This window comes from Natronosalvus halobius (genome assembly GCF_024138145.1).
GTDB classification, from domain to species: Archaea; Halobacteriota; Halobacteria; order Halobacteriales; family Natrialbaceae; genus Natronosalvus; species Natronosalvus halobius.
This window is the reverse complement of sequence record NZ_CP099997.1, coordinates 2,818,531-2,832,751: the sequence shown is the minus strand read 5'-3', so window position 1 is coordinate 2,832,751 and position 14,221 is coordinate 2,818,531. Positions and strand designations below refer to the sequence as shown.

The 14,221-nt window shown below is 62.3% G+C and carries 15 protein-coding genes and 2 tRNA genes; 10 read left to right on the top strand and 7 right to left on the bottom strand.

Annotated elements, in window-relative coordinates; all coding sequences use genetic code 11:
• Positions 1–97 precede the first annotated feature (97 nt).
• Positions 98–754 carry an FxLYD domain-containing protein gene (locus NGM15_RS13820; protein WP_311136450.1) on the top strand — a complete coding sequence of 219 codons (657 nt, stop codon included), beginning with the start codon at positions 98–100 and terminating at the stop codon, positions 752–754.
• 319 nt (positions 755–1,073) lie between these two features.
• On the opposite strand, the gene NGM15_RS13815 is transcribed toward NGM15_RS13820, so the two are convergent.
• Positions 1,074–1,919: a PspA/IM30 family protein gene (locus NGM15_RS13815; protein ID WP_253432068.1), complete on the bottom strand. Its 846-nt coding sequence runs from the start codon at positions 1,917–1,919 to the stop codon at positions 1,074–1,076.
• A 143-nt stretch (positions 1,920–2,062) separates the two neighbouring features.
• Here NGM15_RS13815 and NGM15_RS13810 point away from each other — a divergent pair, with 143 nt between their 5' ends.
• The 3 genes from NGM15_RS13810 (at position 2,063) to NGM15_RS13800 (ending at position 3,801) form a co-directional block, all read left to right on the top strand.
• Positions 2,063–2,440 carry a dihydroneopterin aldolase family protein gene (locus tag NGM15_RS13810; protein WP_253432065.1) on the top strand — a complete coding sequence of 126 codons (378 nt, stop codon included), beginning with the start codon at positions 2,063–2,065 and terminating at the stop codon, positions 2,438–2,440.
• A gap of 134 nt (positions 2,441–2,574) precedes the next feature.
• Positions 2,575–3,105, top strand: coding sequence for a hypothetical protein (locus tag NGM15_RS13805; protein ID WP_253432062.1), 531 nt, complete (start codon positions 2,575–2,577; stop codon positions 3,103–3,105).
• Between the two features lie 243 nt (positions 3,106–3,348).
• Positions 3,349–3,801 carry a DUF5790 family protein gene (locus NGM15_RS13800; protein WP_253432059.1) on the top strand — a complete coding sequence of 151 codons (453 nt, stop codon included), beginning with the start codon at positions 3,349–3,351 and terminating at the stop codon, positions 3,799–3,801.
• 57 nt (positions 3,802–3,858) lie between these two features.
• Here NGM15_RS13800 and NGM15_RS13795 read toward each other — a convergent pair whose 3' ends face one another.
• Positions 3,859–4,596 (bottom strand): creatininase family protein, encoded by a 738-nt coding sequence (locus NGM15_RS13795; RefSeq protein ID WP_253432056.1) that lies wholly within the window; start codon positions 4,594–4,596, stop codon positions 3,859–3,861.
• A gap of 125 nt (positions 4,597–4,721) precedes the next feature.
• Here NGM15_RS13795 and NGM15_RS13790 point away from each other — a divergent pair, with 125 nt between their 5' ends.
• Positions 4,722–5,066 (top strand): DUF5789 family protein, encoded by a 345-nt coding sequence (locus NGM15_RS13790; RefSeq protein WP_253432054.1) that lies wholly within the window; start codon positions 4,722–4,724, stop codon positions 5,064–5,066.
• A 9-nt stretch (positions 5,067–5,075) separates the two neighbouring features.
• On the opposite strand, the gene NGM15_RS13785 is transcribed toward NGM15_RS13790, so the two are convergent.
• Both NGM15_RS13785 and NGM15_RS13780 read right to left on the bottom strand, forming a co-directional pair.
• Complete coding sequence (locus NGM15_RS13785; RefSeq protein ID WP_253432052.1) at positions 5,076–7,004, bottom strand: ABC transporter ATP-binding protein; 1,929 nt, start codon at positions 7,002–7,004, stop codon at positions 5,076–5,078.
• Between the two features lie 165 nt (positions 7,005–7,169).
• Positions 7,170–7,667: a DUF192 domain-containing protein gene (locus NGM15_RS13780; RefSeq protein WP_253432050.1), complete on the bottom strand. Its 498-nt coding sequence runs from the start codon at positions 7,665–7,667 to the stop codon at positions 7,170–7,172.
• 63 nt (positions 7,668–7,730) lie between these two features.
• Between NGM15_RS13780 and NGM15_RS13775 the strand changes: the two genes are divergently transcribed.
• Positions 7,731–7,804: transfer RNA gene (locus tag NGM15_RS13775), tRNA-Val, on the top strand.
• A 378-nt stretch (positions 7,805–8,182) separates the two neighbouring features.
• Here the strand turns inward: NGM15_RS13775 and NGM15_RS13770 are convergent.
• Entirely contained in the window at positions 8,183–8,620 is a 438-nt protein-coding gene (locus NGM15_RS13770; RefSeq protein WP_253432048.1) for a DUF7344 domain-containing protein, read from the bottom strand.
• A 545-nt stretch (positions 8,621–9,165) separates the two neighbouring features.
• Entirely contained in the window at positions 9,166–10,017 is an 852-nt protein-coding gene (locus tag NGM15_RS13765; RefSeq protein WP_253432046.1) for a DUF502 domain-containing protein, read from the bottom strand.
• A gap of 126 nt (positions 10,018–10,143) precedes the next feature.
• On the opposite strand from NGM15_RS13765, the gene NGM15_RS13760 reads away from it, so the two are divergent.
• A tRNA-Phe gene (locus tag NGM15_RS13760) sits at positions 10,144–10,217 on the top strand.
• Between the two features lie 777 nt (positions 10,218–10,994).
• Complete coding sequence (locus NGM15_RS13755; RefSeq protein ID WP_253432044.1) at positions 10,995–11,909, top strand: hypothetical protein; 915 nt, start codon at positions 10,995–10,997, stop codon at positions 11,907–11,909.
• Between the two features lie 345 nt (positions 11,910–12,254).
• Here the strand turns inward: NGM15_RS13755 and NGM15_RS13750 are convergent, their stop codons facing one another.
• Positions 12,255–12,707 carry an RDD family protein gene (locus tag NGM15_RS13750; protein ID WP_253432042.1) on the bottom strand — a complete coding sequence of 151 codons (453 nt, stop codon included), beginning with the start codon at positions 12,705–12,707 and terminating at the stop codon, positions 12,255–12,257.
• 334 nt (positions 12,708–13,041) lie between these two features.
• Here NGM15_RS13750 and NGM15_RS13745 point away from each other — a divergent pair, with 334 nt between their 5' ends.
• Positions 13,042–13,623, top strand: coding sequence for an OB-like fold-containing membrane protein (locus tag NGM15_RS13745; RefSeq protein WP_253432040.1), 582 nt, complete (start codon positions 13,042–13,044; stop codon positions 13,621–13,623).
• The gene (locus tag NGM15_RS13740) at positions 13,616–14,134 is read left to right on the top strand and encodes a metal-dependent hydrolase (RefSeq protein WP_253432038.1); all 519 of its coding nucleotides are present in this window, start codon (positions 13,616–13,618) and stop codon (positions 14,132–14,134) included. Before NGM15_RS13745 ends, NGM15_RS13740 begins: the two co-directional genes overlap by 8 nt.
• Positions 14,135–14,221 lie beyond the last annotated feature (87 nt).

Sequence of the window (14,221 nt, the reverse complement as noted above, 5' to 3'; positions counted from 1 at the left end):
CGCTCCGAGACGATCAACGGTGGCGCCACTTCCTGGCCACACCCGTTCAGGTGCATGCCACAGACTAAACCCCGTTGGCGTCGACGTGAAAAGTGCGATGGCGACCAGTGACCAGGACGGAGCGCGAACGAACTCGCGATCGGCGAGGAGCACGTCTAGCACGTACAGCACAGACGACGAGCGATCGCACCGCCAGCACCCGGATTGGCGGGGCCCGCCGGCAGGAGGAAGCGAGCGGCCCGAATCCTCGACGTCTCGGCGGGAAGCCCTCGCTGCCGTCGGATCTGTCGCCGGACTGGCGATCGCCGGTTGTCTCGGAACGGGGACGTCCCCGTCCTACGGCGGGACGGACGACGAGCAGGGAGCGGAGACGGAGCGTGTCCCCGTCGACGTCGACGGCGAGGGGCGAACGGCCGAAGAGATGACCGCCGCCGCGGCACTTGCCGACGACGGTCCAGCCAGCGGCGTCTCGCCGCTCGACGCGATCGCCCTCATCGATCACGAGTTCGTCCTGGAAGACGATTACCAGGGCTCGACCGTCCAGGGAACGCTCGAGAACGCGGGCAACGATCGGCTAGCCCTCGTCGAGATCCGCATCCGGGTCTACGACGATGCCGACAACCTGCTCGGCGTCTACTTCAAGCACACGAGCGACCTCGATGCCGGCGACACGTGGGCGTTTACCGTGTACGTCCTCGAGTCGCCGGCTGACATCGCGGCGTACGACATCGCCGCGCTCGGGACGCCCACCTAGAATCGACACCGACTTCCTGGCCGTCGGTCGCCGCCCCGTTTCTCGCCACGTTTCAGTATCGCTCTGGCCGAGAGCGCAACCTCGCTCGCCGCGCGAGCGTCTATTTGTGATCCTCGGTCGAGGTATGTGACCACAGCTCGAGGTTTGCGATCCTCGGTCGAAGGTTTCGACCCTCAGCGAGATGAACGCGACGACTATGTGGCATTACTGGCGGCCGGTCTGCTCGACCAGTAACCGTCGTGCGTGTTCGGACGCACTCGAAATAGCTCGATCGGAGCCAGTCGACGCGACCGAACGACTCGAGGAACGGCGCTCGCGATCAGTTCTCCTCTTCTTCTTTGAGTTCAGCCAGTTCCGATTCGACCTCGGCGTCGTTCACGTCGGCGTCGGTGTCGACATCGGATTCGGCTTCGGTTTCGACCTCTGCCTCGAGGTCCTCTGCATTCGCCTCACCCTCCGTCGCCTCCTCGCTCCCCATCTCGGCCTTGAGCGTCTCGAGTTCGGCGTCGACGCCGCTGTCGGTCGACAGGGACTCGAGTTCGCGGTCGATGCTGTCCTTATCGGAGAGGACGTCCTCGAACGCGCCCGACTCGTGGAGCTCGTCCATCGCGGCGGCACGAGCCTCCATGTCCTCGGTCTTCTCCTCGGCGCGCTCGATGGCCCGGCCGACGTCCTCGAACTCCTCTCCCGTGGCGGTCATCGCCTCCGAGACCGTGGAGCTCGCTTCCGCGGCCTCGTACCGGGCCTTCATCGTCTCCTTCTTCGTGCGGAACTCCTCGATGCGCCCCTGGAGTTCGTCTTTCTGTTCGATCAGTCGATCCTGCTGGTTCTGCAGGTCCGAGATCTGGCGCTCGAGTTCCTCGATCTGGTTCATCTTGGCCTTCTTCTTCTCGAGGGCCTTCCGGGCGAGGTCCTCGCGGCCCTGCTGGACCGCCGTTCGAGCCTGCCCGTTGTGCTTCTCGACGTTCTCCTCGAGGCGGCGTTTCTGCATCTCGAGGCGCTTCTTCTGTGTCGTCAGGTCGGCGATACCGCGTTTGACCTGCTGGAGCTGGTCGCGCATCTGCTCGTAGGAGTAATCGAGCGTCTGCGTCGGATCCTCCGAGCGGTCGAGGATCGCGTTGAGCTTCGACCGGATGATGTACGACGTCCGAGAGAGGATACCCATACGTACTACGTGTCGCTCCCGACTCTTAAAAACTTCACATCGGTTACTCTTCGTGCAGATCGCGAAACCAGTCGCCAATTCCGGCGCTCCGCTCGCCGCCACAGACCGCAACGACCACGAGTCCGGGAGCAGAAAGTGAACCTATGCCCACCGACGACACTGACGGCTCGAGCACGGCACCCACGGACGCCCAGCGGGCCTGCTTCGAGGCCGGCATCAAGTTCGGCTCGCTCTACCACCAGTTCGCCGGCACGCCCATCAGCCTCGAGACCGCCGACAGCCTCGCGCGAGCGATGGAGGAAGCGATCGAGAACCAGCCCCACTGCACCGACGTGAGCGTCGACGTCCGGACGGGCGTCCTCGAGGCCGCCCTCGAGGAGGGAGCCGCCGAATACACCGAACTGACGGGTCGCTTCCTGGAGGTCGAAATCGACGTCGCCTACGAGGGCGTCGAGGTCGTCTCCAGGATGGCGATGGAGGACGGCTATCCGCTGATGGCCCTCGAGTCGGTGAGTCGGTGAGCAGCCGACAAGGAAGAAGGGCTATAGACCCGTTAAATCCCGCGAACGGTCCCAAACGGAGGCGAACGGTCGCGAACCCCGTGGACGATGATCGGCGTTTTTTACCCCCTCCGTGGTCGCCATCGACTGCAGTCATGTATCCAGACGAAAACGGTCGTTCGACGCTCGATCCGCGAATGGTGCAGCGAGTGACGAAGCTGGGGCTCGCGTCGGTCGCGGTGGTCGTCGTGTTGTGGGTGGCGACGCTGTTGCCAGGTGCGGGCTGGCTCGTCCCCGGGACCTCGCTCACCGTCGCCGCCCTCGTAAGCGCCATCGCGACGCTCGCCGTCGTTGGCCTCCTCCTGTTGCTCGCCCCGGCGCTGGCCGACCTCGTGAAGGCGGGACTGCGAAACGCTCCCGAGGTCGCCGAGCGCGTCGCGTCCGTGACCCGGGTTGCGACCGTACTCGCGGCCGTCCTCGTCGCTCATCGAGGACTGGCCGCGGCGATCACGCCGCTGCTGGGTGGAGTCGGGTGGCTGTACGACGTGGTCTTCCTCCTCCTGGCACTGCCGCTGCTCGTCGCCCTCGCGGTCGTCCTCTACGGCTCCCTCGAGCCGACGGCCGACCTCTTCACGACGAAGCTGACCGGTTCGCACGGCGAGCGGTCGAGCCTCGAGTCATCGTAGCGTCTCGAGGCGACTCTCATCGCGAGGACGGCCGACCGCAGAGCCATACCGACCAATCGCACGATCCACCCCGGTCAACCGATCGAACCACTCCAGCTGCAGCACGAGTTAGCCCAGGTATCGACGCCGGTGTCAACCGTTTCGAAACCGGGACGCCATTTTCCCTCGAGAGCCCTCGTTCACTGGATGTTCACTTTCACTTTCGGGCTATCTTTTAACCCCGGTGCCCGTGAAGTGAGCGCCATGAGCCAAGCCTCACTCGACGACGACGAACTGTTCGGGGAAGCCGCCTCCGAGATGCGCTCGGACGTCGAATCCTCCCTCGCGGACGCCTGGAGCGCCCTCCCGGATGCCGACGACATCTGGGAGACCGACGCCGAGAACGTCCTCGGCGTGCTCAACGGCCTCAAGTCCGCCCTCGATGTCGGCGACGCCGAAGACCACCTGCGCGACGCCAAGAAGTGGTACACGATGGGCGAGCGCGCCGACGCGTTCGAGGACGCCGACGACCTCGAGGAAGAGATTGCCGACCTGGAGGAGGCCCTCGAGAACATCACCGACGCGGGCGAGCAGGTTGGCGAACTCACGGCGACGATTCCGGCACTTCGAGGGACGCTCGAGGACGCAGGGAGTGGGGAAGCTGACGATGAAGACGAGGACGAGGATGAAGCAGAAGCGGAAGAAGACGACGAATAACCGACACCAGCCCACGTCCGAAACCCGTACCTCGAAACTCGACAGCCACCACCGACGCTAGCGTCGCTCGGGACCCGACACGTCCCGCTCCGCGACCGCCTCGAGCAACCGCTCGAGGGCCGCCGCGGCTAACTCGAGCAGTTCCGCGCCCAGTTTCTCGTCGCCCGCCGTTGGATCGCCGACGACCCCGTTTTCGGAGAACTCCGCCGAATCGACCGCCAGGTTCGCGTAACTGACCCACTCGCCCCAGCGCTCGGCGGCACCCGCTTTTGCCTCCTCGAGTCGGTCCTCGCGGACGAGGTCGGGACAGCACTGACGCAAGAGCGCCGTCTCCAGTGGCCCGCCGTGACCCATCTCGCTCGCGTGCTCGCCCACGGCCTCGAACCAGGTGAACGGGACTGCGTACGCGTCGTCGTGGCGGGTAATCGTCGCCGCGACCTCCCGCAGCGCGTCGACGTTTCCGCCGTGGCCGTTCACGATCACGACGCGGTCGAACCCGTGGTGGGCGAGGCTGTCGATCGATTCGCGAACGTACGCCCGGAAGGTGTCGGGCGAGACCCACATCGTCCCCGGGAAGTGGCGGTGTTCCTCCGCGACGCCGACCGGCACCGCTGGAGCGCAAATGACCTCGCGGCCGATTCGCTCAAGAGCGGCGTCTGCGACGGCTTCGGCAGTGAATACGTCCGTCCCGAGCGGCGCGTGGGGGCCGTGCTGTTCGATGCTTCCGACCGGGAGGACGGCAAGGTCGGTCTCGCAGTCGGCGATGTCGGTCCAGGTGGCCTCCTCGAGGTGCATGGTCGCCACGAGGAGCGGTCGGTCCTTGTAGCCACCGCAACGCCCGCTCCAGAGATTTCGCTGGCCCAGTGGAGCACGCGATGGCAGGGAAAACTGGTTTCCCGCACGGTGATGGACAGGCACCCATGAGCGAAGATTCCCGCGAACTCGGCATCGAACTGGGGGCGCTCCAGGACGAACTCAAGGATCACGACTACCCCGTCTCACAGGACGAACTGCTCGAGAATCACGGTGACATCGAACTCGACATGGGTGAGGAGACCGCGACGCTCGAGGAACTCATCGGGCCGCTGAACGAGGACGAGTACCAGTCTTACGAGGAGGTCGAACAGGCCGTCATGAACATGGTCGGCGACGAGGCCATCGGACGGAAAAATTACAGCGACCGGACGCCCCCGGCACCCGGCGAGGAGCGACAAAAGGACAACCCCTCTGGCGAAGACGTCCAGTCTGAGAACGAATCCTTCTAAGGCTACCGCTCAATCGCCGCCCCGACGCGCCTGCGTCCGCGCCGTCCGCTTCTGGGCACGCTCGATGAACTCCTGGGGGAGTTCGTCGATCTCGCCCGCCTGCACGCCCCAGAGGTGGGCATACAGTCCATCGTTTTCGATCAACTCGTCGTGGGAACCCCGCTCGACGATTTCGCCGCCCTCGAGGACGACGATCTGATCGGCGTCCTTGATCGTCGAGAGGCGGTGAGCGATAGCGAACGTGGTCCGCTCCTCGGTGAGGTGGTCGATCGAGCGCTGAATGAGCATCTCGGTCTCGGTGTCGACGTCGCTCGTCGCCTCGTCCAGGATGAGGATCTCGGGGTCCTTGAGGATCGCTCGCGCGATACACAGTCGCTGGCGCTGGCCGCCGGAGAGTTTGACGCCGCGCTCGCCGACCATCGTATCGTAGCCATCGGGCAGGTTCTGGATGAAATCGTGTGCCTCGGCGGCTTTCGCGGCCTCGACGATCTCCTCCTCGCTGGCGTCGAAGGTCCCGTAGGTGACGTTCTCCTTGACGGTTCCGTAGAAGAGGTACGACTGCTGGCCGACGTAGCCCATCGACTGGCGCAGACTCGGAAGGGAGACCTCACGGATGTCCTGGTCGTCGATCCGGATGGCTCCGTCGTCGACGTCGTGGAGGCGCAACAGGAGCTTGAGGACGGTCGACTTCCCGGCACCAGTTGGACCGACGAGGGCGATCGTCTCGCCGCCAGGGACGTCGAAGGAGATGTCGTCGACGATGACCTCCGCCTCGTCGTAGCTGAACGTCACGTCGTCGTACTCGACGCGACCTTCGTCGATCTCGAGGTCGGGTGCGTCGACGTCGGTCTCGATGCGCCCCTGTTCGTCCATCAGCCCGAAAATGCGCTCGCTCGAGGCCTCGGCGCGCTGGTACATGTTGATGACCTGGCCGAACTGGGCCATCGGCCAGACGAGCTGCTGGGTCAGCAGGATGAACGTCACGAACGCCCCCTCGTTGAGGGTCCCGGTGAACGGCCCTGGCGCACCCTCGAGGACCCAGTAGCCGCCGACGAGGAAGGTCAGCACGAAGCCGATGCCCGAGATGATCTGCAGGCCGGGGAAGAACTTGATCCGCAGTCGAATCGCCCCCCAGTTGGTGTCGTAGTACTTCTGGGAGACGTCCTCGACGCGCCCAGATTCGTAGTTCTCGGTGTTGTCGGCTTTGATCACCTGAATGCCGCCGAGATTATTCTCGAGGCGGGAGTTGACCTTCCCGACGCTCGAGCGAACCGCGGCGTACTTCGGCTGGATCTTCTTGACGAAGATGTAAGTGAAGACGGCGATCAGCGGCACCGGCGACATTGCGACGAGGGCCAGTTGTGGATTAATCCAGAGGAGGATCCCGGCGATGGCAACGACCATCACGCCCAGTCGGAACGCGGAGTTCAGGCCGTCGTTCAGGAATCGCTCAAGCTGGTTGACGTCGTTCGAGAGGATCGACATCATCTCCCCGGTCTGTTTGTCCGAGAAGAACTCCATGTCGAGTCGCTGCATCTTGTCGTAAGTGTCGGTCCGGACGTCGTGCTGGATGTCCTGGGCGAAGGAGTTGAACCCCCAGTTCCGAATCCAGTGAAATGCGGCCCCAGTGAGAAACGAGAGCGCGATGATCGCGACGGTCAGCCAGAACTGATTTGCGTCGGTCGTCGGCAGCCACGCGTCCGGAACGATCGGAAGCGAGAAGTCGATCGTGTTAAGGAAAATCGCGTCGATCGCGATGCCGAGCAAGACCGGCGGAATCAGGTCAAGCAACCGGGCCATGATGCTAGCGAAGATACCGGAACTGACCGAAAACCAGTACGGCCGGCCGTACTCCGACAACAAGCGCCACATCGGACTATCGATGTTCTCCCGTTGCTCTTGGAACGGGTCGTCTTCGTCCCAGTCAACACTACTCATTGCACTGGCTGAGTGGACGGTCAGCAATAAACGTTGCCTACGAATCGAAATATATCCCGACCGCAACCGGTTAGCTCCGGAACGTGTTGCCGGAAGTCACCGTTCGCGTTCGCGACAATCGTTCGTTACCGCCAATTTTTTGCGCTGAAAATGTGGACGCATCAGTCACTCGAGATCGATTTCGACCTCGTCACCGACCTCGAGATTCGACTCGTTGGCCGTTCCACGGGGGACCTCGAGGACCCACTTCGCCTCGCCGGAGTACCGAAGGTCCTCGCCGTCCTCGTCCGATTCGGGCGCCCGCGCGTGGTGGATTTCGGTGATTTCGCGGTCGGCACCGATGAAGATGATGTCGATATCGAAGTCCATCTCGCGCATGACGTAGGTTCGCTCGTCTTCGCTCCCGTGGACGAACAGCATTCCCGTGTCGTTCTCGAGTGAGTCGTGGTCGCTGAGGCCGGTGTAGCGCTCCTCCCAGGTATCGGCTACCTCGACGTCGACGGCGAGTTTGGTGGTCCCGTCCTCGTCGACGACCCGGACGTCCCCCGCATCGCTGGTCCAGGGCGCGGGGAGAATCGAGAGTTGGACGAGTCCGTAGCCGATGGCGAGCACGACGACCAGGACGACGAGCGCGGACCAGACGCGCCTGTAGGACTGTCGCATTCAGGCTCTTCTTCGACTCGAGAAAGTAAAGGTTATTCGCACGGGCCCGCTCTGGTCGGATACGGGCTCGTGGTCTAGCTGGTTATGACGCGGCCTTTACAAGGCCGAGGTCGGTGGTTCGAACCCGCCCGAGCCCATTTCTGGGACGAACGACAGTGAGTCACAGAAATGTATGCGAGGGCGGTTCGAAGTAGACCGAGGTTCTGCGCCCCAGGCGCAGGTTCTCGGGCGTAGTTCGAACCCGCCCGAGCCCATATTGCTACAGCGAACAGAACACCAGCGGTAGAACTCTGCCGAGAGGAGGTTCAAACGAGAGCAGTCATAGCGCTCGAGAGACCGACGCGACGTCGAAACCACATACGAAAAAGGCGACAAACGGGCCCAAAGCAACTCGAACTCACTCGGTTTCGTCGCCAGGTCCAGGAGAATCACCGAGGCGACGTGAGAAGGAACGTGTCATCCCACACACGGAGACTCCCCTCGAGACGACGCGGTGAACGTCGGAGCCCGTGCAGTCAGGACTTGAGCCGCTGGCGAAGCGAGCCAAGCAATCCGTCGCCGCGTTCGACCTCGAGCGCGTCGTGGAGCCGCGAGTTCTCGGGTTCGTCCTTGATCACCACTCTGAGATACGGCTCGAGTTGTTCGAAGTTGTCGGCGAGGATGACCGTGTGGTTATCGTCGTCGTGGTCGACCACGCCGGCGTCGGCAAGCTTTGGAACGTGGCACTGAACCGACGAAACGTACACGCTCTTGTACTCGTTTTTCGCGACCTCGTCGGGGTGTACGTCGTGCTCCCAGCCAGCGACTTCTTCGGCTAGTTTCGATAACTCGATTGGCTTCGTGCGGCCGCGAAGCGCGTAGAGGAGGTACCGACGACGACGGTTGGCGAGCAACTCCAGGATCACGTCCGCCGTGAGTTGCTCGTCTGCCTCACTCGAGGGAAGCGCTTCCATAGCATATCATTGGCGAGCGGCGCTGAAAAGGGTGTCTTGAATATCCGAAATTCCAACATACGCCGACGTAATGGTCGACTATCGGAATCGATGAGTCTACCGACGCTCGAACGGTCGAGCGGTGTAACGGTTGAGCCAACGAAGCGAGGGAGCACAGACCACCGACAGTCGTGGCTCGGTTCCTGCCGGATGTGGCGGGGCTCGCGCGGTAGTGGCGAGTAGTGGGGTGACGAAATCGGCCAGTCCCCCTCTCACCCGTTCGGTCGCTACAGTAGCGACCGAAGTACTCGCAACGGAAACGTGATGATCGCGATGACGAGGCTAATCGCTTCCTGAGCAAACGCTCGAAGTGTACCAAGCATTACCGTTACACGCACCACGGCCGTCGGCCTACGGACGAGGGTTGTGTGTGCAAGGTATGCAGGCCCCTTCGACCGTCCGCACGTCGTCGATTCTGCCGAGACGAACGAACGTTGGCAGTCCATTACCAATATCGTCGAGGACCGTGATGAACACCGGCACAGTGGCGCCGGTTCGGCATCCAGTTACCGCGGTTCGTCTTCGTCGTCGACGGATCCGTCGTCGGGAGTAATCGCCTCTTGGAGCCGGTCGATGTCCGTGACCTTCTCGAGGTCACCCATGGTGACCGGGGCCGGATCGCTGGCAGATTCGCCCGTGGCGACGCCGCTCGTGAGGATGCTGCGGACGCCCTCCTCGATCGTCATGTCGACGTCCATGACGCGGCTTCGCGGGACGTGCGTCAGGAAGCCACCAGTTACTGGATTCGGCGCGAGCGGGATGAACAGCGTGACCATTTCCTCGTGACCGGTTACGTCCGCGATCGTCTCCGGCGACGTGCTCGTCTCGAAGCCGATCACGTAGATGTCGTCATCGAAACACTGGACGAGTTTGATCTCCTGGAAGTTCTCCGCCTCGTTGTCGAGCATGACGTCGCCCATGCGACGAAAGCTCTTGTAGACGGTTCCGAACCCGGGAATAGCGGCGATTGCGAGATCGACCATCTCGATGGCTCGCTCGCCGTAGCGGTGGCGACCGATCGATCCGACGACGATGACGATCCCCAGCAAGAGCGCGAGAGTGATGAGTTCCGTGAGAAAGCCGATGAGGTAGGGGTAGAGCCCCATCTGGACGAGTGCACCGACGAGTTCCGTGCGTCGGAACCAGTCGATGATCCCGAACCACTGCAGGAGTTCGATGAACGGAACCAGTGCGTTGGTGATGAAATCGAGGACGATCTGCAGAACGTAGAGGGTGATGACGAGCGGAACGATGATCGCGATGCCGGTCATTAAAACGTCGAGCGTTCCTTCGTAGAGGGACTTGCCGGCTTCTCTGGGAGAGGCCGGCGCCCCGTCGGGCGAGTCTGGAATCGCCATTGCGTTTCGAAAGGATACCTCGGTGAAAGATGTTCTCGTTCGTGGCGGCTATCCAATTCTCACCTCCCCCGTCCCTCGAGTGGCATTCGAAATCCTTTTTTATATCATCGCCGGAGGTAGGAGTGAGCCGCCTTAGCTCAGACTGGGAGAGCACTCGACTGAAGATCGAGCTGTCCCCGGTTCAAATCCGGGAGGCGGCACTTTTGCGACGCACAAGACGGCGAGCTTAGCGAGCCGTCCACACGGAGCAAAAAGTGCGACCCGACCGGATTTGAACTAGGCCGAGGTTTTGCGAGCGAAGCGAGCAAGTTCTCAGGCGTCGTTCACGATCCAGGAGGCGGCATGGCTTTTTCACTCGGGTCAGAATCGACAGAGATTTCTACAGTATAGCGATTCCCTCCGCGATCACCCGATTAGATGTTACCACGATTCTACAGGCGGTTCGAGGCCAGTGCCTCGGGGTCAAGCCCCGAGGCAGTTCACCGGTTGCACCGACCGGACGACGATACGCCGGTTACCGACTCCGTGGCGGCCTTTACCGTACTCAAAGGAAGGGCTCGTTCGCGAGGTCGGTCTCACAGTGTCTCCCCTCCCCCCCCCCCCAACCCGGAACAGCTCGACCAGGCTCGCGAACAGGTCGAGGTCGCCACCTGAACACCACAGCATCGACGTCACGAGTTCGTTCCAGTCTCTCGAGTCGAAGAGAGGGACCGTTTCAATAATAGATCGTTGTGTGAGAGACAATCGTCAGAGACGACACGTAGAGCGGGCCTTTGTGAGGTATTCGATCAGTTGATAGTTCGGAAAGCAGGTGAAAGTTCATGAAATTGTAGCAGTGAAACAGTACGCGAATTGCTTAATCGTCCGATAGTAAACACTCGAAATGCTGTATCTGCAGATACCTCCCCGCAAGGAGTGGGGACGAAGCGTATCGCCGAACGGAAATTGAAGACGAGTTCACACCTTCACCACTACTCATGTCTGACGAACCCAAGCAACGTCGAACGGTCCTGAAAGCGCTCGCGGCATCGGGAACGATCGCTGCCATCGGCGGCGTGGCGAACGCACAGATCAACGACGACGAGAACGAGACCGACGAGGATTACGACGAGGACGGCGAGACGATCGAGGACGGAGAAGAGGTCGACGAAGAAGAAAGCGAGAGTGATAGCGACGACGCTAGCGACGGTGACGACGACGAGGAAACGACCGATGACACGACGGCTGGCGACGCGACGCTGTCCGTCGACTCCTCGAAGCCGGGAGCGACGACGACGTACACGTTCCGCGTGACGGTCGGCGACGATACTGATGGGGATTCCCTGAACGACCTGGTCTGTGACCTGGAGGGAACCAATGTCGGGCTGTTCAAGGTTGACGACGCGAAGGTAGACGTCACACACAACGGCGAAAGCGTCGTCGACGACCTGGACGAGATCGCCGCCGACGACAGCAAGACGGTCGCGCTCAACTTCGGTGGCAGCTACTCGCTCGAGACGGGCGACCGGATCTGCGTCACGGTCGAGTGTGTCGTGAACCCCGACGAGGAGGGGACCTACGAGGCGTCTGTCATCGTGAACAGCCAGAGTGCGGCCGAGACGTATTCCGTGTCGGTTACGATCGGTGACGAGTGTCCTGACGACGACGAGGGAGATTCCGGTGGTGACAGCGACGACGGAGACGACGACGATAGCGACGATAGCGATGACGACGACAGCGACGACAGCGATGACGACGACAGCGACGACAGCGATGACGACGACAGCGACGACAGCGACGACGCCAACGAAGACTACGACGAGGACGGCGAAACGATCGAAGACGGCGAGGAAGTAGACGAAGACGACGATGACGATGACGACGGCGACGGCGACGACAACGATAGCGACTAATCCAGCACGACTCGAGCGGACGGAAATCGGACGGTAACCGATCGTCGATAATCGAGGACCGCGCGCCGTCGCCGCTACCGATGACGGAGGGACGAACCCGAAACCGTCCAAAATCGAGCGGTGGTTGGCGTTGCTCACTCGCATTTCGACGGACGTGCGGGTTCGAGCCAAACGCCATCCACGGTTCGAGAGACCTCGTGGCCTCCCAGCGCTTGGGAGCCCTCGTCCGTCAGGGCGTGGAGGAGCCAACTCCGTTTCGCGTCGAGAAGAAACGATCTCCGAGAGGGTTCTCGACACTCGGTGTAGGTGGCGACGTTCGACGTGCGTTCACGCCGATACTCGCGGTCAGTCGGCCCCGACGACGACCGTCTTGGCTGCGAGATCGCCGATACGCTGGTGATCGCCCGTCGCGTACGCCGAAATCACGCCGACGACGTAAAACGCTGGAAGGACGTCGATAATTCGCAGAAGATTTCGGAGTACTGCCGCCGTCCACGTGCACCGCGAACCGTCTTTTCTGACGACGACGATACCTCGAGTGCGCTTGCCGACCGTCTGTCCAAAGTACCCTTCGAACGAAGTTTGATAGAGCACCAGTCCGACCGGGGCGCCGAACTGCAAGGAGACTAGAAGACCGCCGAAGCCGCTGAACGGCCCGTCGAAGAATACCGTTCCGGCAACGTAGCCGAGGATTCCGAAGACTACCGCCACCAGAATTCCATCGATGAGAAGCGCTTCGAACCGTCTGTCTAACACACCAACTCGTTCGCCCATATCGGGCGCTGGATATCGATCCATGACGTGCCGACCTCATGTATGTAATTTAAACATTATGGTAGTGTTCAATTTCAAGAAGCTGGACAGGCTGGTGCTGAGTGTGCCCGACCAGCGTCACTCGAATCCGAGGACGATGCCGCACCCGATCTCACGCCCGTGCGGTATACGGTTTACGCCGGTAGCTTCTGAGTGCACTAATCGATCCGTATTCTCGACGAGGTTACGCCGGTTCTACCGTTTGCCTCTCGTCTCGGTCCACCGTCGCCTCTCGCATTGAATCGGGTCGAAAGCGTCGAGAGTGGCAAGAGTGGTGAGGGAAGAAAACACGTATCGACGCTCGAGCGAAACGGGTACCATGGCAGAGCTACACGGCCAGCTCGGTCGCGTTCTCGCCGGGCTCGTTCTCCTCGCCCTCCTGGTCGGCTGTTTGCTCGTAGCAGGTGCGACGTCCGACGAACTCCTGGAAAGCGAGCATCCAAACCAGATGGACGTGCGGCAAGATCGGACAGCCTACGTCGGCGAGCAGGTCGTCATCGGCGGCTTCGTCGTCGAAACTGACCCCGTCGTCGTCGCGACGCTCGCCAGTGGCCACGGTCGCTTCACGCTCGTCGACGTCGACGATCGGATGATAGACGCCGACGAGCCGCTCGAGGTGAACGACCGCGTGAACGCGTTCGGTACCCTCGAGGACGAATCGACCCTCGTGGTCGAAAGGGCGGTGACGCGCGAATCCGCCGATGCCGGCTACCTGTATGGCGTTTCGGTGGTGGGCGGGCTCTGGATCGTCGGCCGACTCGTTCAGCAGTGGCGTTTCGACCCGACGGCGCTCGCGTTCGTACCGCGAAGGAGCGCGTCCGACAGCCGTCCGTCCGATGGCCGCTCGTCAGACGTCCATCACGCCCACAACACTGGGGACGACGGTGATCACCGTGGCTGATCTGCTCACGCACCTGCTGGTCGGGTACAGCATCGGTACGCTCCTCTCGCTTCGATACGAGCGGCTCCGTCCGGCACACGTCTCGCTCGTCATGGTCGGCGCCGCGAGTCCGGATCTGAACCGAATCGAACTGGTCGTTTCGGACGGGTTCGTCGCGGGCGTGCTCGGTCTCCCCTTTTCGTGGGAGCCGTTGCACACCCTCGTCGGATCCGCGCTCGTGACCGGACTTCTCGTCCTGCTAGTGGCGCCGGAACAGCGCAAACGGGTCCTCGCGCTGGTGGCCGTCGGCGTCGTCTCCCACCACGTGCTCGACCTTCTGTTGATCACCCCGACGGGCCAGTCCTACGCCGTCTTCTGGCCAATCCTCGAGTACCGAGTTCCGTCCGGGGATCTCTACCAGAGTACCGACCGGTGGACGGTCCTCGCGTCCGGGTCGTGTGCGGCGCTCCTGTGGGCGATTCGTCGGCGTCGCGACACTGCGGCCTCGGAGTCGGAGACGCCACTCGACTGAGGTGTCGGTACACGCGCGATTCGAGAACGTGGTCGATCGCCGCGAGAGGGTTCAGACGAAGGCTCGAGGCGACGAGAACCGAAGAAA